Raw genomic sequence first — 23,465 nt, 5'->3', positions numbered from 1 at the left:
TCGACGTGCTCGGCGTACTCGGCGTACTCGGCGTACTCGGCGTGCTCAAGGGGGCCTCTCCACGTGCTCGGAAACGAAGCGCTCCAGGCTACCCGCGCGGACACGGCCGCACGGCGGGAGCGGCTCGGCCGGACAGCGGGAGCGGCTCGGCCGCACGGCGGCCGGAGTTTCCGGAAAGGGCGAACGACCCCTTACCGTTCGTACGCATGACTCCCGTACCGCCCCCGCACCCCCGTCGGCGGCGGTTCGGCTGGCCGCAGCGGGTCTTCTCGCAGGTGCTGCTGATGCAGCTGGCCATCGCCGCGGGCGTGACCGTGCTGGCCACCGGGCTCTTCCTCGCCCCGCTCAGCGCCCAGCTCGACGACCAGGCCATGCGCCGCGCGCTCGCCATCGCCGACACCGCGGCGTCGCCCGAGCTGGCCGACGCGCTCCTGACGTCGCCCCCGGTCGCCGGGGGCCGCGTGCAGGCCCAGGCGGAGCGGATCCGGCGGGCCACCGACGCCGAGTACGTCGTGGTGATGGACCGGCACGGGGTGCGCTGGTCCCACACCGACCCCACCAAGATCGGCCGGACCGTCTCCACCGACCCGAGCGACGCGCTCGCGGGCGAGGAGGTCATGGAGATCGACGACGGCACGCTGGGCCGCTCCGCGCGCGGCAAGGTGCCGCTGCGCACCGGCGACGGGAAGATCGTCGGTGCGGTCTCGGTCGGCATCGAGTACGACAGCGTGCGCGCCCGGCTCCTCGCGGCGATCCCCGGGCTGCTCGCCTACGCGGGCGGGGCGCTCGCGGTCGGCGCGCTCGCCGCGTACCTGATCTCCCGCAGGCTCCAGCGCCAGACCCACGACCTGGCGTTCTCCGACATCTCCGCGCTGCTCGCCGAGCGCGAGGCGATGCTCCACGGCATCAGGGAAGGCGTCGTCGCGCTCGACGCGCACGGCAGGATCCGGCTGCTCAACGACGAGGCGCAGCGGCTGCTGGGGCTCGGGCCCGACGTGGCGGGGCGGGCGCTGGAGGAACTGCTGGGCGCCGGCCGCATCACCGACGTGCTGACCGGCCGCGTCACCGGTGACGACCTGCTGACCGTGCGCGGCAGCCGGGTGCTGATCGCCAACCGCATGCCGACCGACGACGGCGGCGCCGTCGCCACGCTGCGCGACCGCACGGAGCTGGAGCGGCTGGGCCGGGAGCTGGACTCGACGCGGGGCCTGATCGACGCGCTGCGCGCCCAGGACCACGAGCACGCCAACCGCATGCACACCCTCCTCGGCCTCCTGGAGCTGGAGATGCACGAGGAGGCGGTGGAGTTCGTCACCGAGGTCGTCGGGGTGCACCGCGCCACCGCCGAGCAGGTCACCGAGAAGGTCCACGACCCGCTGCTCGCGGCGCTGCTCGTCGGCAAGGCGACGGTCGCGGCCGAGCGCGGCGTCTCGCTGCGGCTGACGCGCGGCACGCTGCTGCCCGACCGGCTGGTGGACCCGCGCGGCCTGGTGACGGTCGTCGGCAACCTCGTGGACAACGCGCTGGACGCGACGGCGGGCGAGCCCGGGTCCCTGGTCGAGGTCGAACTGCGCACCGAGGGGCCCTCGGGCCGCACGGTCGTGCTGCGCGTCGTCGACAACGGGCCCGGTGTCCCGGCCGGGCAGCGGGAGTCCGTGTTCGACGAGGGCTGGTCGACCAAGGAGCTGCCGGCCCACGGCAGGCGCGGTCTGGGCCTGGCCCTGGTGCGCAGGCTGGCCGAGCGGCAGGGCGGGAGCGCCCGGGTCGGGGAGGCCGCGCAGGGCGGCGCGGAGTTCACCGTCGTACTCCCGGAGGCCCTGACCGAACTAGACGGCCTGACCGAACTGACCGGACCGACCGGGCCGGACGAACTGGATGAACTGAACGAGCAGGGCGAGCGCACGGGAGACACGCGATGACCGACCACCCCTTCCAGGTGCTGGTCGTGGACGACGACGTCCGCGTCGCCCAGATCAACGCGGCGTACGTCGAGAAGGTCCCCGGCTTCCACGTCGCCGCCCAGGCGCACTCGTCGGCCGAGGCCCTGGCGCGGGTCGCCGACGGGCCGGTCGACCTGATCCTGCTCGACCACTACCTGCCCGACCAGAACGGCCTCGCGCTGGTACGGGAGCTGCGGCGGCTCGGCCACCAGAGCGACGTGATCATGGTGACGGCGGCCCGTGACGTGGCCACCGTGCAGGCGGCGATGCGCCACGGCGCGCTCCAGTACCTCGTCAAGCCGTTCAACTTCGCGGGCCTGCGCACCAAACTGGAGGCGTATGCGGAGCTGCGGCGCACCCTCGACGGGGGCGGCGAGGCGGAGCAGGCCGAGGTAGACCGCATCTTCGGCGCCCTGTCGATGACGAGCGAACCCGACCTGCCGAAGGGCCACTCGCCGACCACCGCCGAACTGGTGCGCCAGGTGCTCCTGGCGGCCGACGGGCCCGTGTCGGCGCAGGAGATCGCGGAGCGCGCCGGGGTCAGCCGCCAGACCGCGCAGCGGTACCTCAAGCTCCTGGAACGGGCGGGCCGGGTGCGGCTCACACTGAAGTACGGCGAGACGGGCCGCCCCGAGCACCGCTACGCCTGGACGTCCGCGCCCCGCCCCTGAACCACCCGGCACCCGGCACCCGGCACCCGGCACCCGCTACGGCTACGGCTATACCGCCCCCGCGCCCGTCAGCGAACGCACCTCCGTCTCCGCGTGCTTGGCCTCGTCCGGCGGTTCGGGTGAGGTGACCGTGCCGAGCCAGCCCGCCAGGAAGCCCAGCGGGATCGAGACCAGACCCGGGTTCTGGAGCGGGAAGAACTGGAAGTCCACACCGGGGAAAAGGGATTCGGGGCTGCCCGAGACCACCGGCGAGACCAGCACCAGCAGCACCGCGGGCACCAGTCCGCCGTACACCGCCCAGACCGCGCCCCTGGTCGTGAAGTTCCGCCAGAAGAGCGAGTAGAGCAGTACGGGCAGGTTCGCGGACGCGGCGACCGCGAAGGCGAGTCCCACCAGGAAGGCCACGTTCAGATCGCGGGCCAGCAGTCCGAGCCCGATGGCCACGACCCCGACCCCCGCGGCCGCCACCCTGGCGACCGCGACCTCGCTGTACTGCTTGCCGTGCCGCCGCCGGAGCGAGGCGTACAGGTCGTGGGCCACCGACGCCGACGAGGCGAGGGTGATGCCCGCGACCACGGCGAGGATGGTCGCGAAGGCCACCGCGGCGACCACCGCGAAGAGAACCGTTCCTCCTGTGGACCCCTCACCACCGCCCACCTCCTGCGCGAGCAGCGGCACCGCCGTGTTCCCCGAGGCGTTCGACGCCCGCACCCGGTCGGGGCCGACGATCGCCGCCGCACCGAACCCGAGCACGATCGTCATCAGGTAGAAGCTGCCGATCAGACCGATGGACCAGACGACCGAGCGGCGGGCCGCCTGCGCGGTGGGCACGGTGTAGAAGCGGGACAGGATGTGCGGCAGGCCCGCCGTGCCGAGCACGAGCGCGAGCCCGAGGCTGATGAAGTCGAACCGCGCCGTCCAGTCCCCGCCGTACTTGAGGCCGGGCGCCAGGAAGTCCCGCCCGTGCCCGCTGCCGCGCGCCGCCGAGTCGAGCAGCGCGTTGAAGTCGCCGTGGAAGCGCACCAGTACGAGCACGGTGAGCGCGACCGCGCCCGCCATCAGCAGCACCGCCTTGACGATCTGGATCCAGGTGGTGGCCCGCATGCCGCCCAGCGACACGTAGACGACCATCAGCGCGCCCACCCCGATGACGGTCCAGGAGCGCGCGCCCTCGCTGGTACCGCCCAGGAGGAGCGCGACCAGACTGCCCGCACCCACCATCTGCGCCACCAGGTAGAGCACCGAGACGGTCACCGACGACGTGCCCGCCGCGATCCTGACCGGACGCTCGCTCATCCGGGCGGCGACGACGTCGGCGAGCGTGAACCTGCCGCAGTTGCGGACCAGTTCGGCGACGAGCAGCAGCACGACCAGCCAGGCCACCAGGAAGCCCACGGAGTACAGCATCCCGTCGTAGCCGTACAGCGCGATCAGCCCCGAGATGCCGAGGAACGAGGCAGCCGACATGTAGTCGCCCGCGATGGCGAAACCGTTCTCCATGGGGGAGAAGAGCCGCCCGCCCGCGTAGAACTCCTCGGCCGAACCGCGCCTGCTGCGGCTCACCCAGGTGGTGATGCCCAGGGTCACCGCGATGAAGACACTGAACAGCACCAGCGCCAGGGTCTGGTGATCGCCCCTCACGCGCCGACCCCCCGCGTCATCTCCTGGGTGTCCCAGCGCAGTTCGAGGGCCGCCCGATCCCGACGCAACCGAGCGTGACGCGCATACGCCCAGGTCAGCAGGAACGTGCTGAGGAACTGCCCGAGCCCGGCGACCATCGCGACGTTGACCGCCCCGGCCACCGGCCGCGCCATCAGCCCCGGCGCCACGGTCGCCGCGACCACATACAGCAGGTACCAACCGAGGAAGCCCACGGACGCCGGCACGACGAACCGCCGATAACGCCCCCGCACCTCCTGGAACGCCGCGCTCCGCTGCACCTCCAGATAGACGTCCGCAACGCTGTGCCCCGCGCCCCACGCCCCCATGTCCCCACGCACATCGGGCACATCACGGAACACACCCGCCCCGCTCACCCCATGGCCACCTCGCGCATCACATACGCCCGGCACCTCACGTACACCTCGCACATCGCGTACGTCACCTGGCTCACATACCTCGTGAGCACCGTGCCCCTCCCGCCCCGCAGGCCCCTCGCTCACCGCACGCACCACATGCACCCCGTGCCCCGCACGAGCCCCTCGACCCTCACGCACCCCGCGCGGCTCACGGCCCTCGCCGGTCTCCCCGGCCGACCGCGCGCCGGGCACGTCCACGCCGCCCGTCTCGCCCGCCTCGTCCAGCTCACCCCATCCGGAGGCCAGCGCGTCGTACCAGGGGTCGTCGAGTCGCGATGCCGCCGCACCGCTCCCTTCGTCCTTGCCCACGGACTTGTCCACCGAAGAACTCTCCTTGTCCACGGTCCGCTTGGACCGCGTGCCCAAGGATGGGCAGACCAGGAAGATCCCAGACACTTCCTTCCTCGGTGTTCACCCCTTTAGGTGATGGTCGTCCCCGGTGGCTGCGCGAGACCCCGTTGGTAGGCATAGCGCACGGCCTGCGCACGGTCCCTGACCCCGGCTTTGGTGAAGAGGTTGTTGATGTGGGTCTTCACCGTGGCCGTCGAGATGTGCAGCGCCCGCGCGATCTCGGTGTTGGCCAGGCCGTCGGCGACCAGCGACAGCACCTCGGCCTCACGCCGCGTCAGTCCGTCCGGCAACTCCTCCCCCGGCTCGTGGCGCGGCGGTGGCGCGGTGACCTGCTCCAGCAACCGTCTCTGGATCGCGGGGGCGAGACCGGCCTCCCCGGAGAGCACGGCATCGATGGCCCGCACGATCTCGTCGCCGCCGACGTCCTTGGTCAGATAGCCACGAGCCCCGGCCCGCAGCGCGGGAAACAGCGACTCGTCGTCCGCGAACGTCGTGAGCACCACGACCTGCGTGCCCGGGTACCCGGCCCGGATCCTGCGGGTCGCCTCCACCCCGTCGCAACGGGGCATCCGCAGGTCCATCAGCACCACATCGGGCGCGAGCTCCGCGACGAGGGCGACGGCCTCCTCCCCGTCCTTCGCCGAGCCCACCACCTCGATGCCCGGCAGCAGTCCCAGCAGCATCACGATTCCCTCGCGCACCACCGTCTGGTCGTCGGCGACCACCACGCGCGCCGTCACGTCGGCACCCTCAGTCGCACCATGAAACCCTCCCCCTCCGGTCCGGCTTCCAGGGACCCGCCGAGCAGTTCGGCGCGTTCCCGCATTCCCAGCAGACCGTAACCGGAACCGCTGACAGCCAACTCCCCCACCGGCCCTTTCCCACCCCAATCCCTCACCTCCAGTTCGACCTGGGCCGGTTGATAGGCCAAGAGGATCCGCACACCCGCGCCGGGCGCGTGCTTGCGCACATTCGTCAGCGCCTCCTGGGCGACTCGCCGTACGGCCTGGGACGCCTCGGCCGGCAGCGTCCGCCGCTCGCCGGCCACCTCCACCGAGGCCCCGTCAGCCGCCGACACCTCCCGCAGGAACTCCTCCACCGGCGTCATGTCGCCGCGCAGCGCGGAGAGCGCCTGCCTGGTCTCCGCCAGCCCTTCCCGCGCCATGCCCCGGGCGGCGACCACCCGCTCCAGCACCTGCTCGCGGTCGGCACCCCGCTCGATCTGGATCCGGGCGGCCTCCAGGTGGACCAGCTGCGCGGAGAGACTGTGCGCGAGCACGTCGTGGATCTCCCGGGCTATTCGGGCCCGCTCCGCGAGGGCAGCCGACTGGGCCTGGGCGTCCCTGGCCGCCCGCTCCTGGGCCAGCAACCGGAATCCGGCGGCGCGGGCCTGGGCGTCCAGCCGCAGCGAGGACCCGGCGAGCACGACCCCGCCGCCGAGGAACAGCATCTCAACGAGACTCGCACCGCTGCCGAGCGCCTGGATCGTGAGGACCACCGCCGCCGTCGGCACTGCCGCCACCAGCGGCAGCCGCTCCATGCACTGCACGATGCAGACGATCCAGATGATGAAGGCGGGCTCCCGGGCCCCCGCCGCGTACGAACAGCCCCCTCCCGCGACCAGCGCGGCGACGACCGCCAGCGAGACGGTCAGGCGCTGCTCGTGGGTGAACCTGCGGAAGGCGTGCACCCCGCCGAGGACCAGTCCGCCGCCCGCGAGCGGGACCGCGAGCAGAGCTCCGCGGAACACCCCGGCGTCGTACGCCTCCCAGAGCATCCAGACGGTCATCGCCAGCCACATGGCGACGTCGACCGCGCGGCGCAGCAGGGGCACTCCGAGCTGGGACAGGGCCTCCTTGGAGGGCCACGCCGCCCAACTTCCGCGCGCTGTGCTCGACTGCGATGTCATGTGTCGAGCGTAGGGAACGGGGGCCTTTCGGCGGACCGGCCCCGGGGTGGATTTCCGCTCTCCACCCCGGGGTGGAGATCACGCGTCGATGCGCGAGCGGTCCAGTGTCGCGGCGGAGCTGGTGATGAACTCCTTGCGGGGCGCCACGTCGTTGCCCATCAGCAGGTCGAAGACCGTCTCGGCGGCTTCAAGGTCGCCGATGTTGATGCGGCGCAGCGTGCGGTGGCGCGGGTCCATCGTGGTCTCGGCCAGCTGGTCGGCGTCCATCTCGCCGAGGCCCTTGTACCGCTGGATGGAGTCCTTGTAGCGGATGTTCTTGCGCTGGAACTCAAGCAGCGTCTGGCGCAGCTCGTTGTCCGAGTAGGTGTAGACGTACTTGTCCTGGCCCTTCTTGGGCTGGACCAGCTCGACGCGGTGCAGCGGCGGCACCGCGGCGAAGACGCGCCCGGACTCGACCATCGGCCGCATGTAGCGCTGGAAGAGCGTCAGCAGCAGCGTACGGATGTGGGAGCCGTCGACGTCGGCGTCCGTCATCATGATGACCTTGCCGTACCGCGCCGCGTCGATGTCGAAGGTCCGGCCGGACCCCGCTCCTATGACCTGGATGATCGCGCCGCACTCGGCGTTCTTCAGCATGTCCGACACGGACGACTTCTGGACGTTGAGGATCTTGCCGCGGATCGGCAGCAGGGCCTGGAACTCGCTGTTGCGGGCCAGCTTCGCCGTGCCGAGCGCGGAGTCCCCCTCGACGATGAACAGCTCGCTGCGCTCCACGTCGTCGCTGCGGCAGTCGGCGAGCTTGGCGGGCAGCGAGGAGGTCTCCAGCGCGGTCTTCCTGCGCTGCGCGTCCTTGTGCTGACGGGCCGCGATCCTGGTGCGGGCCGCCGCGACGGCCTTCTCCAGCACGGCCCTGGCCTGGGCCTTGGCGTCGCGCCTGGTGGACGTCAGGAACGCCTTGAGCTCCTTGGCGACCACGTTGGCGACGATCCGGTTGGCCGCGGACGTGCCGAGCACTTCCTTGGTCTGGCCCTCGAACTGCGGCTCCGCGAGCCGCACGGTCACGACCGCGGTGAGGCCCTCCAGGGCGTCGTCCTTGACGATGTCGTCCTCGGCGACGCGCAGCAGCTTGGCCGCGCGCAGCGCCTCGTTCATCGTCTTGGTCACCGAGCGCTCGAAGCCGGTGACGTGGGTGCCGCCCTTGGGGGTGGCGATGATGTTCACGAACGACTTGAGCGTCGTGTCGTACCCGGTCCCCCAGCGCAGCGCGATGTCCACGCCCAGTTCGCGGGTGACCTCGGTGGGCGTCATGTGGCCACGGTCGTCGAGGACCGGGACGGTCTCCTTGAAGATGCCCTGCCCGGTCAGCCGCAGCACGTCGCAGACGGCCTTGTCCTGCGCGAGGTACTCGCAGAACTCGCTGATCCCGCCGTCGAAGCGGAACGTCTCCTCGGTCTTGCCCGCCCCGTCGATGCCGCGCTCGTCGCGGACCAGGATGGTGAGCCCGGGGACGAGGAAGGCGGTCTGCCGGGCGCGCTGGTGCAGCGTCTCCAGGGAGAGCTTGGCGTCCTTGAGGAAGATCTGGCGGTCGGCCCAGTAGCGGACGCGGGTGCCGGTGCGGCCCTTGGGGACGCGCTTGCCCTTGGTCAGGCCGCTGCCCGCCTCGAAGGGGGCGTCCGCGCCGTCGCCGCCGAAGCTGCCGGGGACGCCGCGCCGGAAGCTGATCGAGTGGACCGTGCCGCGGTCGACCTCGACGTCGAGCCGGGCCGAGAGCGCGTTGACCACGGACGCGCCGACGCCGTGCAGACCGCCGGACGCGGCGTAGGAGCCGCCGCCGAACTTTCCGCCCGCGTGGAGCTTGGTCATGACGACCTCGACCCCGGAGAGCCCGGTCTTCGGCTCGACGTCGACGGGGATGCCGCGGCCGTTGTCCCGGACCTCGACGGAGCCGTCGTCGTGGAGCACGACCTCGATGTGGTCGCAGTAGCCGCCCAGGGCCTCGTCGACGGAGTTGTCGATGATCTCCCAGAGGCAGTGCATCAGACCGCGGCTGTCCGTGGAACCGATGTACATGCCAGGGCGCTTGCGAACCGCTTCGAGCCCCTCGAGTACGAGCAGGTGCCGCGCGGTGTAGTTGGAACCGTCCCGGTCTGCTCCGGTCAGCAGCGCAGTGGACGGCACGGACGTCTCGGCGGTCACGCGGTTCGCTCCTCGCTGAATTTCATTTGAGGCCCAGTGGGTAAGGGCTCGACTTCGATTGCCCGTCAGAGGGTACCGATGCCTGGTAGAGCCGTTGTAACGCCACCCTAGAGAACCCTCATGCTAGTCCAGAGTCGTACGCAAGTTCGATCCCTCGTTGGAGTGACGCGCACATCACGTTCCCTTCCAGGCATGAACCATTTAGGCTCCGGGCACGTCCTCATGAACAACCCGGCAAGCCGGCCGGGCGGACGAGACCCTGAGCAAGCACCCGAGCAACACGAAGCAAGCGAAACCGTAAAGCACCGCAATACGGCACATTCGCCGCCAACCGGCAACAGACAGCCAACTGGAAAAGAAGTTTCGAAGAAAAGCCACGAGCGGGAACGTTTTCGGCCTGGTTGGATGTTGACCCTGGTACGACAGCTCGTCGAGCTAGAGAAGAGGCGACGTGACTACTGTTCTGACCCCCGCGACCCCGCTGACGGCCACCGACCGGTGTGACCGCTGCGGCGCCCAGGCGTATCTGCGCGTCGTCCTGATCAGCGGCGGAGAACTGCTCTTCTGCGCCCACCACGGCCGCAAGTTCGAGCCAGAGCTCAAGAAGATCGCCGCGGAGATACAGGATGAGACCGACCGGCTGACGGCCGCCAAGGCCAGTGCCGGCGAAGAGGAACACTGACACCTCGCATCCCGACGAGCCAGGGGCCGGTCCAGGACCGGCCGACGGGCGGCTTCCCCGTAGACATGAGGGGGAAGCCGCCCGTTCTCGTACACGGGCCCTACGCGGGCCCTCCGGCCCCTCCCGCCCGCATCCAACGGAGCACCGACGAGATGCGCGTGTAGACCCCCGGGTACGCCGCCTGCCCGCAGCCGCTCCCCCAGGACACCAGCCCGATGAGCCGCCCCCTGGCCACCAGCGGCCCGCCGCTGTCCCCCTGGCACGCGTCCCGCCCGCCCTCAGCGTCCCCCGCACAGAGCATCGAGCCCGCCCGGTACTCCCCGTCCTCGTTGCCCGGATAGGCCCGCTCGCACGCCTCGTCCGGCAGCACCTGCACGGGAGCGGAGCGCAGTGCGAACGCGTAGGTGCCGATCCCCGTGGTGTCGCCCCAGCCGTAGACCCTGGCGTGCGTACCGGGCTGGTACGCCTCGTCCCCCGCCGCCGCCATGGGGAGCGCGTACTCGGACGGCAGCTCGCCGCGCAGCGTGAGCACCGCAGCGTCCCCCGCGTTGGTCGCGGGGTCGTAGCCGGGGTTGGTCCAGGTGGCCCGTACCGGAATCTCCTGGCCGCCGGACTTGCGCAGATCGTTGCGGCCCACGATCACGCGCAGATCGCGCACCTCGCTCAGCGGCACGCCCAGCACTTCCCTGCTGAGGCAGTGCGCGGCCGTCAGCACCCGGGTCGGCGACACCACCACTCCGCCGCAGAACTGGCCCGCCCGCATACCCCCGAACCGGTCACGGCTGGCCAGCGCCACCACCCACGGGCTGTCCTTCGTGCTCGCCGTCTTGCCGCCGACGACGATGCTGTCGGCCTGGGCGGGGGCAGGGGCCGTGAGTGGCAGCACCGCCACGCCCGCGGTCAGGGCGAGGGCCCCGGTCAGGGTTCGGGTGATGGGACGGCGCATACGGCCTCCTGACTCTCCGGTGAACTAGGTCCACCCAGAGTCAATCAGCGGACGGCCGCCCGCACCCGCACACGGGCCGTCGCGGATCGCGTACGGGTCGTACACGGGTGCGGGAGCCCGGACGTGCCGATGGCCCGGCCCCCTGCGGGAACCGGGCCATCGCGGCGTGCCACCGGCACGCCGGACACCGTTCGTACTGCCTGGGACTAGTCCAGGTAGTCGCGCAGGACCTGCGAACGCGACGGGTGACGCAGCTTGGACATCGTCTTGGACTCGATCTGACGGATCCGCTCGCGCGTCACGCCGTAGACCTTGCCGATCTCGTCCAGGGTCTTCGGCTGGCCGTCGGTGAGGCCGAAGCGCATGGAGACCACGCCCGCCTCGCGCTCCGACAGGGTGTCGAGCACCGAGTGCAGCTGCTCCTGGAGGAGGGTGAAGGAGACCGCGTCGGCCGGGACGACCGCCTCGGAGTCCTCGATGAGGTCACCGAACTCGCTGTCGCCGTCCTCACCCAGAGGGGTGTGCAGCGAGATCGGCTCGCGGCCGTACTTCTGGACCTCGATGACCTTCTCGGGGGTCATGTCGAGTTCCTTGGCCAGCTCCTCCGGGGTGGGCTCGCGGCCCAGGTCCTGGAGCATCTGGCGCTGCACGCGCGCGAGCTTGTTGATGACCTCGACCATGTGCACCGGGATGCGGATGGTGCGGGCCTGGTCGGCCATGGCGCGGGTGATCGCCTGACGGATCCACCAGGTGGCGTACGTGGAGAACTTGTAGCCCTTGGTGTAGTCGAACTTCTCGACCGCGCGGATCAGACCGAGGTTGCCCTCCTGGATCAGGTCCAGGAAGAGCATGCCGCGGCCGGTGTAGCGCTTGGCCAGCGAGACCACCAGGCGGAGGTTGGCCTCCAGGAGGTGGTTCTTGGCGCGTCGGCCGTCCTCGGCGATGATCTCCAGCTCGCGCTTGAGCTTCGGGGCGAGCTTGTCGGCGTTGGCCAGCTTGTCCTCGGCGAACAGACCGGCCTCGATGCGCTTGGCGAGCTCGACCTCCTGCTCGGCGTTGAGCAGCGGGACCTTGCCGATCTGCTTGAGGTAGTCCTTGACGGGGTCGGCGGTGGCACCCGCGACGGCGACCTGCTGGGCAGGCGCGTCGTCCTCGTCCTCGTCGGAGAGCACGAAGCCCTTGGCCTCGCCCTCGGTCTCCTCTTCCTCGCCCTTGCCAGCGCCGGGCTGGAGGTCCTCAAGCGGCTCGTCGCCGTCGAGGAGCTCGTCGTCCTTCTTGCCGGCGGTCTTCTTGGCGGCCGTCTTCTTGGCGACGGTCTTCTTGGCCGCGGTCTTCTTGGCGGCCGTCTTCTTCGCGGCCGCCTTCTTGGCGGGGGTGGCCCCCGTGGCGTCGTCGGACGCGTCCACGGCCTCCGCGGCGTGGACGGCGGGGGCGGCGACGGTCCTGGTCACGGTCTTGGCCGCGACGGTCTTGGTGGCGGTGCGCTTCGCCGGGCTCTTCGCTGCGACGCTCTTGCGGGCGCGCTTCGGCGACTCCGCAGCACTGACCATCAGCGTCACACCCTCTTCCTCGAGGATCTGATTGAGGCTGCGCAGAACATTCTTCCACTGGGTTGGCGGAATCTGGTCAGCCTCGAAGGCCCGACGCACGTCATCGCCGGCGATCTGCCCATCAGCCTTTCCCCGCTCGATGAGCGCCATCACAGACTCGGACTCGGCGATCTCCGGCGGGAGCGTACGGGATGTGCTGGCCGACACGAACAACCTCTCGGAACGATGGAAACGGCTTCCGGCTCCGTCCCTGCTGGGACCGGAACCGACGACCGCCGGTTGGGGATGTACCGACGGCGCGGGCTGGACCTAGGACCTCCACAGCGCCCAGGGGGGCGGCTGTATTCCTTCCTCGGCCATCACCTCTTAAGTCATCGCGGTGTTTCCAGGAGCGTTACGCCCAATCCACGTGGCCCGAGTCACACCCCATACAAGACAAGCAGTGACTAATCGGTGCAGGATCCCACATTGCGTCGCCGAGCCCGAGGGCCCGGCGATACGCGTCGCGTCAGCGGAACGGCATCACGAGGAAGACGATGAGACGACCCGGCCTCGGGCCGCGGGGTGCGGGACGGAGCGGCCGGCCGCCGCTGGGTGCGGTCGGTCACCACGGGGCGCGGCCAGTGCCCGTGCGGCGGGGGTCAGTGCTCGCGGGGCGCGGGAACGACCCGCTCCACCTCGGGGTGGACCGTGAGCAGTTGCCGCATGGCGGACTCGGCGGCCGCGGCGTCGCCCGCCGCGAGGGCGTCCACGATCCGGCCGTGGTGGGCGAGCGAGGACTCGGACGGGCGGTCGCAGCCGGTCGCGGGAGCCCCCGAGACCTGGAGCGCGGCGGAGACGATCCCCGACAGGTGCTCCAGCATGCGGTTGCCCGCGACCTGGATGAGGAGGGAGTGGAACTCGGCGTCCGCGCGCGAGAAGGTGATGCCGTCGCCCTGAGCGAGGGCGTGGCCCATGATCTCGACCATGTCCCCGAGCCGCTGCTGGATGTCCTCGCGGCCGTGCCCGGCGGCGAGGCGGGCGGCGAGCGGCTCGATGGTCCAGCGCAGCTCCCCGAGCTCGCGGCGCTGGTCGTCGCGCTGCGGCCCGAAGGCCCGCCACTCGATGATGTCGGGGTCCAGCAGGTTCCAGTCGCTGACGGGACGGACCCGCGTGCCGACGTTCGGGCGGGCGCTGACCAGGCCTTTGGCCTCCAGGACGCGGAGGGACTCGCGCACGACGGTGCGGGAGACCTCGAAACGCTGGCCGATCTCCTCGGGAACGAGCGGGCGGTCGGCGCCGAGGTCGCCGGAGACGATCATCTGCCCGAGCTGCTGGACGAGTTGGCCGTGCAGGCCGCGGCCTCGGTTGCCCGCGGTGCGGCGGCCCACGCGGCCCAGCTCGACGTCGACACCGTCCCAGGCGGGGGGTCCGACGCGGTCGGCGCCGGGCGCCTCTGCGTAGGGGTAGCGGTCGAGTCCGCCCTGGGGCGCGAGGCTGGGCTCGGCGGAGCGGGCGGCGGTCATCATGGTGTGCGCAAGGGTACTCACGCATCCTTTGTCGGCGGGGCCCGCGTGGCCCTTGAGGTCTTTGGTGAAAAGCACACGAAAGGGTGATCGGCGCCTGCCTCACAATTGACGACTTATCGTAAAGAACCGGGCATTTTCCGGGGAGTTACGACCAGGACAGGACCGCCCGCCGCCGGGGACGTCAGCCGGTCACCACCGGAAGCGGGAACCGGGAGCCACCGACCTCTCACCAACGGGCCCTGACGCGAAGGGCGGTGAGCAGGTACGCGCCGAGCAGGGCGGACAGCGACAGCGCGAGCGCGACCCCAACCGGCTGGGCGACCACGTGCACCACGCCCAGCAGCCACCGGTCGAACTCGTAGGGCCACTGCACCCAGGACAGTTCCCGCAGCCTGGCGGGGAGGCCCGCGATCGAGCGCGCGGACGGCGCGTCAAGGGCCCTGCGCACCAACGGAACGAGCAGGATCGGTACGGCGAGCACGGCGGCCACGCCCGCGGCGGTGGCCCGGAAGACCCCGGCCGCCAGCAGCCCCGCCCAAGCGCAGCCGAGCGACAGACCGACCCAACTCGCGGCGAGTGAGCGCCAGTTCGACGGTACGGCGATCAAGTCGTCGCCGTACACGATCCGCAGCGCCTCGGCGTCGACCACCAGGACGAGCATCGCGAGCAGCACGGCGGCGCATCCGGTGACCAGGAGCTTGGTGAGCAGCATGCCGACGCGGCGGGGGACGGTGCCGCGCCCGGCCGCGAGCGCGGGGTGACGGAACTCGTCGCCGAAGGAGAGGGCGCCGATGAGCCCGGCGCCGAGCGCGGCGGGCGGCAGCGGGAGCAGGCCGGGCCAGCCCGCGAGCGCGGCGGGGAGCGGGGTGCGCCCGGTGCGGGCCAGCAGGACGGCGAGGAGCGCGGACGCGGCGACGGTGGCGGCCGCGACGAGGGGCGCGGTCCTGACTCCGAGGAGGCGCCGCAGTTCGTACCGGAGGGGGTGCAGGGGACCGCGGGGCGGGCGGTGCGCGATGGGCGGCGGGAGGGGGGCGGGGGGCTGGTGCGACAGGTGCGACAGGTGCGTCCCGGTCGACGGAGCGTGGAGGGCGGGTTCCGCGGTGAGGGGGTTCGCCCGGAGGGCGGGCGCGGGGGGCCCGGCGGGGCCCGGAGTGCGGACAGGGGACGAGGGCTGGCACGGGGGCTGGGACGGGCCGTCGGCGGGGGCGGGGGACGGGGACGGGGACGGGCCGTCGGCGGGGGCGGTCGGGGCCGCGACACCGGTGGGTGCGGGCGCGGGGCCCGTATCGCCGATCTCGTCGGCGAGGTGGTGGATGAGGACGCCGTGCCGATGGGCGGCGTCCCCGACCTCGGCGCAGCTGCTGCCGTACACGGAGAGCAGGCTGCCGTCCTCCGGGACCACCTCCACGGAGCGCCGCGCGGCGCGGGCCTCGCGGCTGACGACGGCGGCGAGGCGCGCCGCGTGCGGGCTGCGGACGGCGACGCGGGGACGGAGCCTGGTGCGGGCGAACTCGGCCGCGTCCTGGTCGGCCACCAGGCGCCCGGCGTCGACGGTGACGACGCGGTCGGCGTGCTTGGCGGCCTCCTTGGGGTCGGAGGTGGTGTAGAGGACCGCGCCTCCGTGTCCGGCATGGGCGCGCAGCAGCCCGTACAGCCAACCGAGTTCGCGGGGCGAGAGCCCCTTCGCCGGGTCGTCGAGCACGAGGGTGTGCGGATCGCCCAGCAGCGCGGACGCCAGGCCGAGCCTGCGGTCCATGCCGAGCGAGAGCACGCCGAGGCGCTGGTGGCCGAGCCCGGCGAGGCCGACGACCTCCAGCAGTTCGTCGGCGCGTGACGCGGGGACCCCGGCGGCGGCGCAGAGCATGCGGAGCTGGCCGCGGACCGTTCGGGCGGGGTGGCCCGGCACGTCCCCGAGCAGCACGCCCACTTCGCGGGCCGGGTGGGCGATGCGGTGCAGGGGGCGCCCTTTGAAGTACGTGACGCCCCGGCCCGGTTCGAGTTCGAGCATCAGCCTGAGGGCCGTGCTCGTCTCCGAGCAGGCGGCACCGAGGAGGGCGGTGACCCGACCGGGTCGGGCGTCGAAGGTCAGATCGTCCACGACCGGTGGGAGTCCTCGGCGGGGGGCGCTGGTCAGTCCGATGGCCTGGAGCATCGCATCGCTTCTCTCGCGGGAGGTGAGACCGCTCGGCGGCAGGTGGGTACCGCAGCAAGATAACGCGACATATCCGGCATTTGATGCAGCACGGGGCTGAGGGTGTCACCGCGTGCGTACGGAACCGGCAGCGCGACGCCGCTCCGCCGCCGGGGTGCTGCCGCTCCGGCTCAGACCTCGGGGCGCAGCATCGGCGGGTTGAGGAGGGTCGCGCCGCCGGCCCTGAAGAGCTGTGCGGGGCGGCCGCCCTGCCGGGTGGTGGTGCCGCCCGCCGGGACCAGGAAGCCGGGCGTGCCGGTCACCTTGCGGTGGAAGTTGCGGGGGTCGAGGGCGACGCCCCAGACCGCTTCGTACACCCTCCGCAGTTCCCCGACCGTGAACTCGGGCGGGCAGAAGGCGGTGGCCAGCGAGGAGTACTCGATCTTGGAGCGGGCCCGCTCGACGCCGTCGCCCAGGATCTGGGCGTGGTCGAAGGCGAGCGGCGCCTGCTGCTCGTCCTCGCGGCCGAAGGCGCCCTCCTGCCCGAGCAGGTCCTCCACGGGCGCCCAGCGCGCGCTGTGCGCGTCGCCGCCCGCGCGGGGCGCCGGAAGGTCGGGGGCGAGGGCGAGGTGCGCGACGCTGACGACCCGCATGCGGGGATCGCGCTCGGGGTCGCCGTAGGTCGCCAACTGCTCCAGGTGCGCGCCGTTCTCCGCTACGGGGGCCGCCGGGTCGTGGGCGCACAGCCCGGTCTCCTCGCTGAGCTCGCGCGCCGCAGCGACGCCCAGGTCCTCGTCCGCCTTGACGAAGCCGCCCGGCAGCGCCCAGCGGCCCTGGAACGGCTGCTCGCCACGGCGCACGACCAAGGCGCACAGGGCGTGACGGCGCACGGTGAGCACGACCAGGTCGACGGTGACGGCGAAGGGCGGAAAGGCCGACGGGTCGTAGGGAGACATGGAGCGATCATAGTCGTCTGCCTGACGATAAACACTCCCTTCGCATGGTCCGGAGTCAGACGGTCCGGAGTCAGACTCCCAACTGGAGCCGTCCCGCCGCCTCCTCGACCATGCCGAGGCCGAGCCTGCTGACCCTGACCGCGAAGGGCTCGCCCGCGACGCGCAATCCGCTGAACTGCACCGCGCCCAGCGGAGCCGACCGCATCGGGGCCAGCGCGACCGTACCCGCGGGGGCGTCGGGGCGGATGCCCGCGAGCACGGTGAGCAGCTGGATCCCGGCGGCGGCCGCCAGGGCCGCCGGGCGGCAGGCCGCCGGGTGCGGCGCCGGGGCGCCGCCCGCCGTGCGCTGCTCCCCCGCGTACATCTCCGGCAGCCGATGGCCGAACGCCTCGGCCGCGTCGAGCGCCCCGCGCAGCAGCGCCCCCGCCTCCTTCTCGAACCCTGCCGCGGCGAGACCGGCGACGGCCACCGCCGTCTCGTGCACCCGTACCGCCCCCGCGCGGTGCCCGAACGGATTGTGTCCCGGCTCCTTCGCCCCGAGGCTGCGCAGGCCCCATCCCGAGTCCATCGCGGGCCCGCCCAGCAGCCTGGCCACCTGCTCGGCCCGCACCTTGTCCAGCAGCCCGGGGGCGAACCGGCCCGCGCCCAGCAGACCGGTGTCGAGCAGATGGGCCGCCCATCCGCCGAGGTGCGGCACCTGCGCCCCGTTCGCCGTACGGGCCGCGGCCGGACGGCCCCCCGCCCGGTCCTCGATCCAGAACGCCTCCCGGAACGTACGGCGCAGCGCTGTGGCCCATTCCCGCCAGGCCACGGGGTCGGCGACGCCTCCCGTCCCCACGCCGCCCCGGCCCCCGCAGTCGTCGAGCAGATCGGCACCGAGCAGCGCCGCGCGGTGGGCGTGGGCCTGGGTCTCGGCGCGCTGCGGTCCTCCGGGCCCCTGCTCCCGCAGCAGCCCGTCGGGACCGGCCGAGGAACGCAGCCAGTGCAGACAGCGCTCGGCCGCGGGCAGCAGTTCTGCGACCTCCTGGTCCGGCAGCCCCCAGCGCCTGGCTTCCGCGAGCACCGCGGGAAAGGCGAGCGTGGCCTCGATTCCCGTACAACTGGGCGGGAGGTACGGGCCCGCGTCCCGGAACGGCCCGGGGATGCGGCCGAAATCCGCTCCCGCGGCCAGGATTTGGGTGCGGGCGAGCAGCCTCAGAGTGGCCGCGGCGAGTCTGGTGCCCAGGGGCAGGGTCATGCGCGCGGTCCAGAGCGCCTCGGCCGGGGCCACTCCGCAGCGCCAGGGCACCCCTGCGGCGGGGATCACGTCCGTCGGATGGCCCGGTGCGCGCAGCAGCAGTCCGCGCAGGTCGTCGACGCAGCCCTTCAGCAGGGGTCCCACTCTGGGGTCGTCGCCGTCGGCCGTCGTATCGGCGGGCAGCCCGCCGCCGGACTTGCCGACCGGCCGCACGGGACGGTCGGAGCGGATCCGCAGTTCGATGGTGTGGGTTCCGCCGGGCGCCAGCTCCACTTCCCAGCGCAACAGCCCGGCCGAGGCCAGTACGGACTGCGGCGACGGTTCGGCGGTGACCACCGCAAGTGCGTCCCCAGTCGACCAGCGCATGCCGGAGTCGTGGACTCCCGCGGAGAGTTCGGGCCCGGTCCTGCCTCCGGCGATTGCGGCCAGATCCGCCAGGTCCGTGCCGAGGGCGATCTCCACGGGGAGCCTGAGGGGGCGGGGCGACGAATTGCGCAGGGTGATCCGCTCGATGCCCTCGGCGTCCCGCAGCCGCTCGACGCCGACCTCAGGGTCGGGGCCCTGAGCGCCCGGAGTGCGCACCACGGACAGGAACCTGACCCGCTCCGCCGTGACCGATCTGCTCTGCACGGCGACCGGTTCGCGTCCGGCGATCCGCAGCTGGCAGCGGGACAGCAGGCGCCTGCCCGACAGGTAGAAGCCGTCCAGGCCTTGTCCGGTGAGCTGTCCGTGCTCGGCGGAGAGCACCACCCAGGGGAGGGCGACGCAGCTGAGGGCGCGGTGGGCCGGGGGCAGCTCGGCCTGGCGGGGGCCTGCGGGCGGTGCGGAACCGGCGCCTTCGGGCGGGCGCCCCCCGGGGTGCGGGGGCGGTTGTGCGGCCGATGGGCTCCCCGGGCGAGGGTTCTGGCCGGGGACGATGGGGGCCATGGGTGGTCTCCTGTGCCTTCTGTGCGCTCCGGACAGCCGTGACGGACGCGGTGGCGCGCGGCGAGCGGCTCCGCCGTACAGGTGAACGTCGGCACCCGGCGCCTGGTCACGGCTCCCGTGTGTCGCACGCCGCTCATTTCCCGGCCCCTCCGCCGGGACGGCCGGTCTGCCGGTCCGTCCGTGTGCGGCGCCGGGGCGCTGCGTCGGAGGCGTCTGGCGAGGTGGCAGGACGGCGCTTCCCGGCTTCCCGTGAACCGGGTCCGCGCGTGTTGGGCTCCCGCGTGCCGACTCCCTTCGCCCGAGGAGCCCGCGTCCGGACCGGGCCCTCGGCACGAGCCGTGCCGCCGGTCGCACCACCGACCGCGCCCTCTGTCACGTCCTCTGTCACGCTCTCTGTCACGCCCCCAGCCACACCCTCGCTCGCGCCCCCGATGCGGGCAGGCTCCCCGCCGCTGGCCCGCTCGCCACTGGTCCGCTCGCCACTGGTCCGCTCGCCACTGGTCCGCTCGCCGACGCTCCGGCGCACTCGCGTCCGCAGTCGCCGCCTGGGCCGCTCCGCATCGGGGAGGGCGCCGTCGGTCTCGTCCCGCAGGCAGTTCCGCAGTTGCTCCGGGTCCAGACCCTGGTTGCACGCCTGGTGGAGCAGCTGGGCGAAGTGGTACTCCGGATCGGCGCGCAGCGCGAGCCCGAGGGCGATCCGCGCCTCCGGCTCGTCGCCCGACGACCAGGCCACCCATCCAGCCAGGCTGAGCGGGGCGGCCGCGTACTCAAGGTACGGGCCGACGCAGCGGCGCGAGAGCGCCCGCCAGAGTCGCAGCGCGGGCGCCGCTTCCGTTCCTTCCATCCACCGCGCCGCCTTGTCGCGCGTCACCCGGTCCTGGAGGCCGCAGATCATGCGTGCCGCCTCGTCGTCGGTGATCAGCCAGTCGTCCTCGGCGTCTCGGGCCACGTCGCCGCCCGCTCCCGTGCCCGCTCCCCCACCCGGCGTACCGCTCGCGCCCGGTGGCTTCCCCGCATCCGTGAAGTCCACGGCGTCCGTGGTGCCGTCCCCTCCCCGAGACCGCTCCAGTCGTCGCATCACCGCCCGGCACAGCTCCAGCGTCTCGCTGCGGGTCCGCTCCCAGCCGCCGTCCACCAGCAGCGTCCGGGGCAGCAACTGCGCCGCCACGTCGTCGAGCGCCCTCTGCTGGTCCTGTGCCTCGGCCCCCTGGCGCGGAGCGAGCCGCGCCTCCATGTCCCGCAGCGTCCCGCGCACCTGGATGCCCGCGTACGCGGCGGCCGCCGCCATGACCGTCGTTCCCGGAAGCTCAAGCGGTCGGCCGTCGGCCGGGCAGCAGCGGCTGTCGGGGCAGCAGTACGACCAGAAACGGCCGCCTGAAATGCAGATCGCCTCGTAGACGGGGACGTCGAGCGCGCCGCAGGCCGTCCGCAGCCGCTGGGCGAAGGGGCGCAGACGCTCCATGACCTGTCGGGCCGACGCGTCCCGCGCAGGGTCCTGGCAGAGGAACACGACGATGCCGTCGGGCCGGGAGCCGCGGCGCCCGCTCTCCCCGATCAGGCACTCGGCGAGCTGCTCGGCGACGGGCGACCACTCGCGCGGCGATTCGGGGATGCCGAGCCTCACACGCCCGCCGAAACGGCCGCGCGAGCCGTGGAGCGCGACGAGAACGACGGAGTCCGTCGGGTGGAAGCCCAGAATGTACGGGAGCGCGTCGGCGAGTTCGGCGGGGCCGCGCAGGGTGATCCGCTGTTCGTCGGTCGCTTCGGTCGAGTCGTAGTGCTGGTTCGCCGAGTCGTGGTGCTGGTTCGTCGAGTCGTGGTGCTGGTTCATGGCAAGACCGTCCCGCGACCCGCACCGACCCCGCCACCCCTGTGGATAACGTTATCCACAGGCTCGGACGGCCGTTCGCGCTTTGTCAGTCCCATCGGGTTGCATGGGGGCATGACCAACGCAGACCCCTCGGCTCCCGCAGTCCCCGAGACGCCCGTCGACCCCTCGGGCTCCCCGGCCCCCGACGGCCGCGAGGGCACGGGCGCTCCCGCGGACCGGGCCGCGCTCAGGGCCTCGGCCGACGCCGTGCTCGCCCGCCTCGTCGGCGATCCCACGGGAACCGCTCGGCTGCGCGAGGACCAGTGGCGGGCCATCGAGGCCCTCGTCGCCGACAAGCGCAGAGCGCTGGTCGTGCAGCGGACCGGCTGGGGCAAGTCCGCGGTGTACTTCGTCGCGACCTCGCTGCTGCGCGCGGGAGGCGCGGGCCCGACCGTGATCGTGTCGCCGCTGCTCGCGCTCATGCGCAACCAGGTCGACGCGGCGGCGCGTGCCGGGATCCGGGCCAGGACCATCAATTCCTCGAACACCGAGGAGTGGGAGACCGTCCAGGCCGAGGTCGCGGCGGGCGACGTCGACGTCCTCCTGGTGAGCCCCGAACGGCTCAACAACCCCGATTTCCGCGACCAGGTGCTGCCCGCGCTCTCCGCCGCCACGGGGCTGCTCGTGGTCGACGAGGCGCACTGCATCTCCGACTGGGGCCACGACTTCCGGCCCGACTACCGCCGTCTGCGCACCATGCTCGCCGACCTGCCGCCCGACGTCCCGGTCCTCGCCACGACGGCCACGGCCAACGCCCGGGTCACCGCGGACGTCGCGGACCAGCTGGGCACCGGCGTCGGAACCGACGCGCTGGTGCTGCGCGGGCCGCTGGACCGGGAGAGCCTGAGCCTCGGAGTGCTGCGGCTGCCGGACGCCGCGAGCCGGTTGGCCTGGCTGGCGGACCACCTCAAGGAGCTGCCTGGCTCGGGAATCATCTACACCCTGACCGTCGCGGCGGCCGAGGAGGTCACGGCGTACCTGCGGCAGTGCGGGCACACCGTCGCGTCGTACACGGGACGGACCGAGAACGCCGACCGGCAGCAGGCGGAGGACGACCTCCAGGCCAACCGCGTCAAGGCCCTCGTCGCCACGTCCGCGCTCGGGATGGGCTTCGACAAGCCCGACCTCGGTTTCGTGGTCCACCTGGGTTCGCCGTCCTCACCGATCGCCTACTACCAGCAGGTGGGACGCGCGGGGCGCGGGGTGGAGCACGCGGAGGTGCTGCTGCTGCCGGGCAAGGAGGACGAAGCGATCTGGCAGTACTTCGCCTCGGTCGCGTTCCCTCCCGAAGAGCAGGTGCGGCGCACTCTGGACGTGCTGGCGCACGCCGACAGGCCGCTGTCGCTGCCCGCGCTCGAACCCCTGGTCGAGCTGCGGCGCACCCGCCTGGAGACCATGCTCAAGGTCCTCGACGTGGACGGTGCGGTGCACCGGGTCAAGGGCGGCTGGACCGCCACGGGACAGCCCTGGGTGTACGACACCGAGCGGTACGCCTGGGTGGCGCGGCAACGCTCCGCCGAGCAGCAGGCGATGCGCGAGTACGCGACGACGAGCGGCTGCCGCATGGAGTTCCTGCGCCGCCAGCTCGACGACGAGCAGGCCGCGCCGTGCGGGCGCTGCGACAACTGCGCGGGGGCCAGGTACAGCGATCGGGTGTCGGCCGCCGCGCTGGACGCCGCCCGCGGTGAACTGGGCAGGCCGGGCGTGGACGTCGAGCCGCGCAAGATGTGGCCGACGGGACTCCCCGCGGTAGGCGTCGACCTCAAGGGCCGCATCCCGGAGCGCGAGCAGGTATTCGCCGGGCGGGCGCTCGGGCGGCTCTCGGACATCGGCTGGGGCAATCGGCTGCGCCCCATGCTCGCCGACCAGTCGCAGGACGGGCCGGTGCCCGACGACGTGGTGGGCGCCGTGGTGAGCGTGCTCGCCGACTGGGCCAAGGGTCCCGGCGGTTGGGCGTCCGGGGCCCCCGACGCCCCGCGCCGACCGGCCGGGATCGTCACGGTCGCCTCGCACCGCAGGCCGGTGCTCATCGAGTCACTGGGTGCCAGGATCGCCGAGGTGGGCCGGATGCCACTGCTCGGTGCCGTGGCGCACGCCCCGTACGCCGAGGACGTCAGGATCTCCCGGAGCAACAGCGCCCAGCGGGTCCGCGCCCTGCACGAGGCGTTCACGGTGCCGCCCCAACTGGCCGAGGCCGTGGCCTCGGCAGGGGGACCCGTCCTGCTCGTCGACGACTACTCGGACACCGGCTGGACGCTCGCGGTGGCCGCGCGGCTGCTCCGTCGGGCTGGAGCGGAGGGGGTGTTTCCGCTGGTCCTCGCCGTACAGGGGTGAGAGAACGCGTCACCAGGGACAGTTCTGGGCAGGGATATGAGTGTCATACCCGCAGATAACAGTCAGTTGCACCAATTGCTCGTTGCCGCTTGCCGGTGGGGCAGGAAGAATTGGGAATCGCTCCCCGCACGGTCCGTTCGCGGTCCGCAAGGGCTGTGCCGCGGCGCGCCCTCACCCGC

The 23,465-nt window shown here is 72.5% G+C and carries 16 protein-coding genes; 4 read left to right on the top strand and 12 right to left on the bottom strand.

From position 1 onward, the window contains the following. Positions 1-206 precede the first annotated feature (206 nt). On the top strand, positions 207-1,919 hold the full coding sequence (locus tag ACIBNE_RS36670; RefSeq protein WP_399279570.1) for an ATP-binding protein: 1,713 nt from the start codon (positions 207-209) through the stop codon (positions 1,917-1,919). Further along, on the top strand, positions 1,916-2,611 hold the full coding sequence (locus tag ACIBNE_RS36665; protein WP_399279568.1) for a response regulator: 696 nt from the start codon (positions 1,916-1,918) through the stop codon (positions 2,609-2,611). Before ACIBNE_RS36670 ends, ACIBNE_RS36665 begins: the two co-directional genes overlap by 4 nt. Positions 2,612-2,659: 48 nt before the next feature. Here the strand turns inward: ACIBNE_RS36665 and ACIBNE_RS36660 are convergent, their stop codons facing one another. The 5 genes from ACIBNE_RS36660 to ACIBNE_RS36640 all read right to left on the bottom strand — a co-directional run bounded on the left by ACIBNE_RS36660 (position 2,660) and on the right by ACIBNE_RS36640 (position 9,145). Then, positions 2,660-4,252: a cation acetate symporter gene (locus tag ACIBNE_RS36660; RefSeq protein ID WP_399279566.1), complete on the bottom strand. Its 1,593-nt coding sequence runs from the start codon at positions 4,250-4,252 to the stop codon at positions 2,660-2,662. Then, on the bottom strand, positions 4,249-4,632 hold the full coding sequence (locus tag ACIBNE_RS36655) for a DUF485 domain-containing protein (protein ID WP_399279829.1): 384 nt from the start codon (positions 4,630-4,632) through the stop codon (positions 4,249-4,251). Before ACIBNE_RS36655 ends, ACIBNE_RS36660 begins: the two co-directional genes overlap by 4 nt. Before the next feature lie 476 nt (positions 4,633-5,108). Beyond that, positions 5,109-5,780: a response regulator gene (locus tag ACIBNE_RS36650; protein ID WP_399279564.1), complete on the bottom strand. Its 672-nt coding sequence runs from the start codon at positions 5,778-5,780 to the stop codon at positions 5,109-5,111. Beyond that, positions 5,777-6,949 (bottom strand): sensor histidine kinase, encoded by a 1,173-nt coding sequence (locus ACIBNE_RS36645; RefSeq protein ID WP_399279562.1) that lies wholly within the window; start codon positions 6,947-6,949, stop codon positions 5,777-5,779. Before ACIBNE_RS36645 ends, ACIBNE_RS36650 begins: the two co-directional genes overlap by 4 nt. Positions 6,950-7,027: 78 nt before the next feature. Next, positions 7,028-9,145: a type IIA DNA topoisomerase subunit B gene (locus ACIBNE_RS36640; RefSeq protein WP_399279560.1), complete on the bottom strand. Its 2,118-nt coding sequence runs from the start codon at positions 9,143-9,145 to the stop codon at positions 7,028-7,030. Positions 9,146-9,596: 451 nt separating this feature from the next. On the opposite strand from ACIBNE_RS36640, the gene ACIBNE_RS36635 reads away from it, so the two are divergent. Beyond that, the gene (locus tag ACIBNE_RS36635) at positions 9,597-9,827 is read left to right on the top strand and encodes a hypothetical protein (protein WP_399279558.1); all 231 of its coding nucleotides are present in this window, start codon (positions 9,597-9,599) and stop codon (positions 9,825-9,827) included. Between the two features lie 100 nt (positions 9,828-9,927). On the opposite strand, the gene ACIBNE_RS36630 is transcribed toward ACIBNE_RS36635, so the two are convergent. The 7 genes from ACIBNE_RS36630 to ACIBNE_RS36600 form a co-directional block, all read right to left on the bottom strand. Continuing rightward, the gene (locus tag ACIBNE_RS36630) at positions 9,928-10,773 is read right to left on the bottom strand and encodes a S1 family peptidase (RefSeq protein ID WP_399279557.1); all 846 of its coding nucleotides are present in this window, start codon (positions 10,771-10,773) and stop codon (positions 9,928-9,930) included. 206 nt (positions 10,774-10,979) lie between these two features. After that, positions 10,980-12,530, bottom strand: a complete 1,551-nt coding sequence (locus tag ACIBNE_RS36625) for an RNA polymerase sigma factor (RefSeq protein ID WP_399279555.1) — start codon at positions 12,528-12,530, stop codon at positions 10,980-10,982. A gap of 434 nt (positions 12,531-12,964) precedes the next feature. Beyond that, on the bottom strand, positions 12,965-13,852 hold the full coding sequence (locus tag ACIBNE_RS36620) for a FadR/GntR family transcriptional regulator (RefSeq protein WP_399279553.1): 888 nt from the start codon (positions 13,850-13,852) through the stop codon (positions 12,965-12,967). Positions 13,853-14,057: 205 nt separating this feature from the next. Then, positions 14,058-15,983 carry an ATP-binding cassette domain-containing protein gene (locus ACIBNE_RS36615; RefSeq protein WP_399279551.1) on the bottom strand — a complete coding sequence of 642 codons (1,926 nt, stop codon included), beginning with the start codon at positions 15,981-15,983 and terminating at the stop codon, positions 14,058-14,060. Between the two features lie 170 nt (positions 15,984-16,153). Beyond that, a complete protein-coding gene (locus tag ACIBNE_RS36610; RefSeq protein WP_399279549.1) occupies positions 16,154-16,918 on the bottom strand; it encodes an NUDIX domain-containing protein in 765 nt (254 codons plus the stop codon). 70 nt (positions 16,919-16,988) lie between these two features. Continuing rightward, complete coding sequence (locus tag ACIBNE_RS36605; RefSeq protein WP_399279547.1) at positions 16,989-19,082, bottom strand: glycogen debranching N-terminal domain-containing protein; 2,094 nt, start codon at positions 19,080-19,082, stop codon at positions 16,989-16,991. Between the two features lie 133 nt (positions 19,083-19,215). Then, positions 19,216-20,913, bottom strand: a complete 1,698-nt coding sequence (locus tag ACIBNE_RS36600; RefSeq protein ID WP_399279545.1) for a DUF4192 domain-containing protein — start codon at positions 20,911-20,913, stop codon at positions 19,216-19,218. A 111-nt stretch (positions 20,914-21,024) separates the two neighbouring features. On the opposite strand from ACIBNE_RS36600, the gene ACIBNE_RS36595 reads away from it, so the two are divergent. Further along, positions 21,025-23,286, top strand: coding sequence for a RecQ family ATP-dependent DNA helicase (locus ACIBNE_RS36595; RefSeq protein WP_399279543.1), 2,262 nt, complete (start codon positions 21,025-21,027; stop codon positions 23,284-23,286). The last annotated feature ends 179 nt before the right edge of the window (positions 23,287-23,465 follow it).

Origin of the sequence: Streptomyces sp. NPDC050504 (genome assembly GCF_044458065.1) — a bacterium.
Lineage (GTDB): Bacteria > Actinomycetota > Actinomycetes > Streptomycetales > Streptomycetaceae > Streptomyces.
This window is presented reverse-complemented; position numbering and strand designations above follow the sequence as displayed.

Excerpts from the sequence above, each read along its gene's own strand:
- ACIBNE_RS36670 (WP_399279570.1), top strand. The coding sequence starts at position 207 with ATGACTCCCGTACCGCCCCCGCACCCCCGTCGGCGGCGGTTCGGCTGG.
- ACIBNE_RS36665 (WP_399279568.1), top strand. The coding sequence starts at position 1,916 with ATGACCGACCACCCCTTCCAGGTGCTGGTCGTGGACGACGACGTCCGC.
- ACIBNE_RS36645 (WP_399279562.1), bottom strand. The coding sequence starts at position 6,949 with ATGACATCGCAGTCGAGCACAGCGCGCGGAAGTTGGGCGGCGTGGCCC.
- ACIBNE_RS36630 (WP_399279557.1), bottom strand. The coding sequence starts at position 10,773 with ATGCGCCGTCCCATCACCCGAACCCTGACCGGGGCCCTCGCCCTGACC.
- ACIBNE_RS36615 (WP_399279551.1), bottom strand. The coding sequence starts at position 15,983 with ATGCTCCAGGCCATCGGACTGACCAGCGCCCCCCGCCGAGGACTCCCA.
- ACIBNE_RS36610 (WP_399279549.1), bottom strand. The coding sequence starts at position 16,918 with ATGTCTCCCTACGACCCGTCGGCCTTTCCGCCCTTCGCCGTCACCGTC.
- ACIBNE_RS36605 (WP_399279547.1), bottom strand. The coding sequence starts at position 19,082 with ATGGCCCCCATCGTCCCCGGCCAGAACCCTCGCCCGGGGAGCCCATCG.
- ACIBNE_RS36600 (WP_399279545.1), bottom strand. The coding sequence starts at position 20,913 with ATGAACCAGCACCACGACTCGACGAACCAGCACCACGACTCGGCGAAC.
- ACIBNE_RS36595 (WP_399279543.1), top strand. The coding sequence starts at position 21,025 with ATGACCAACGCAGACCCCTCGGCTCCCGCAGTCCCCGAGACGCCCGTC.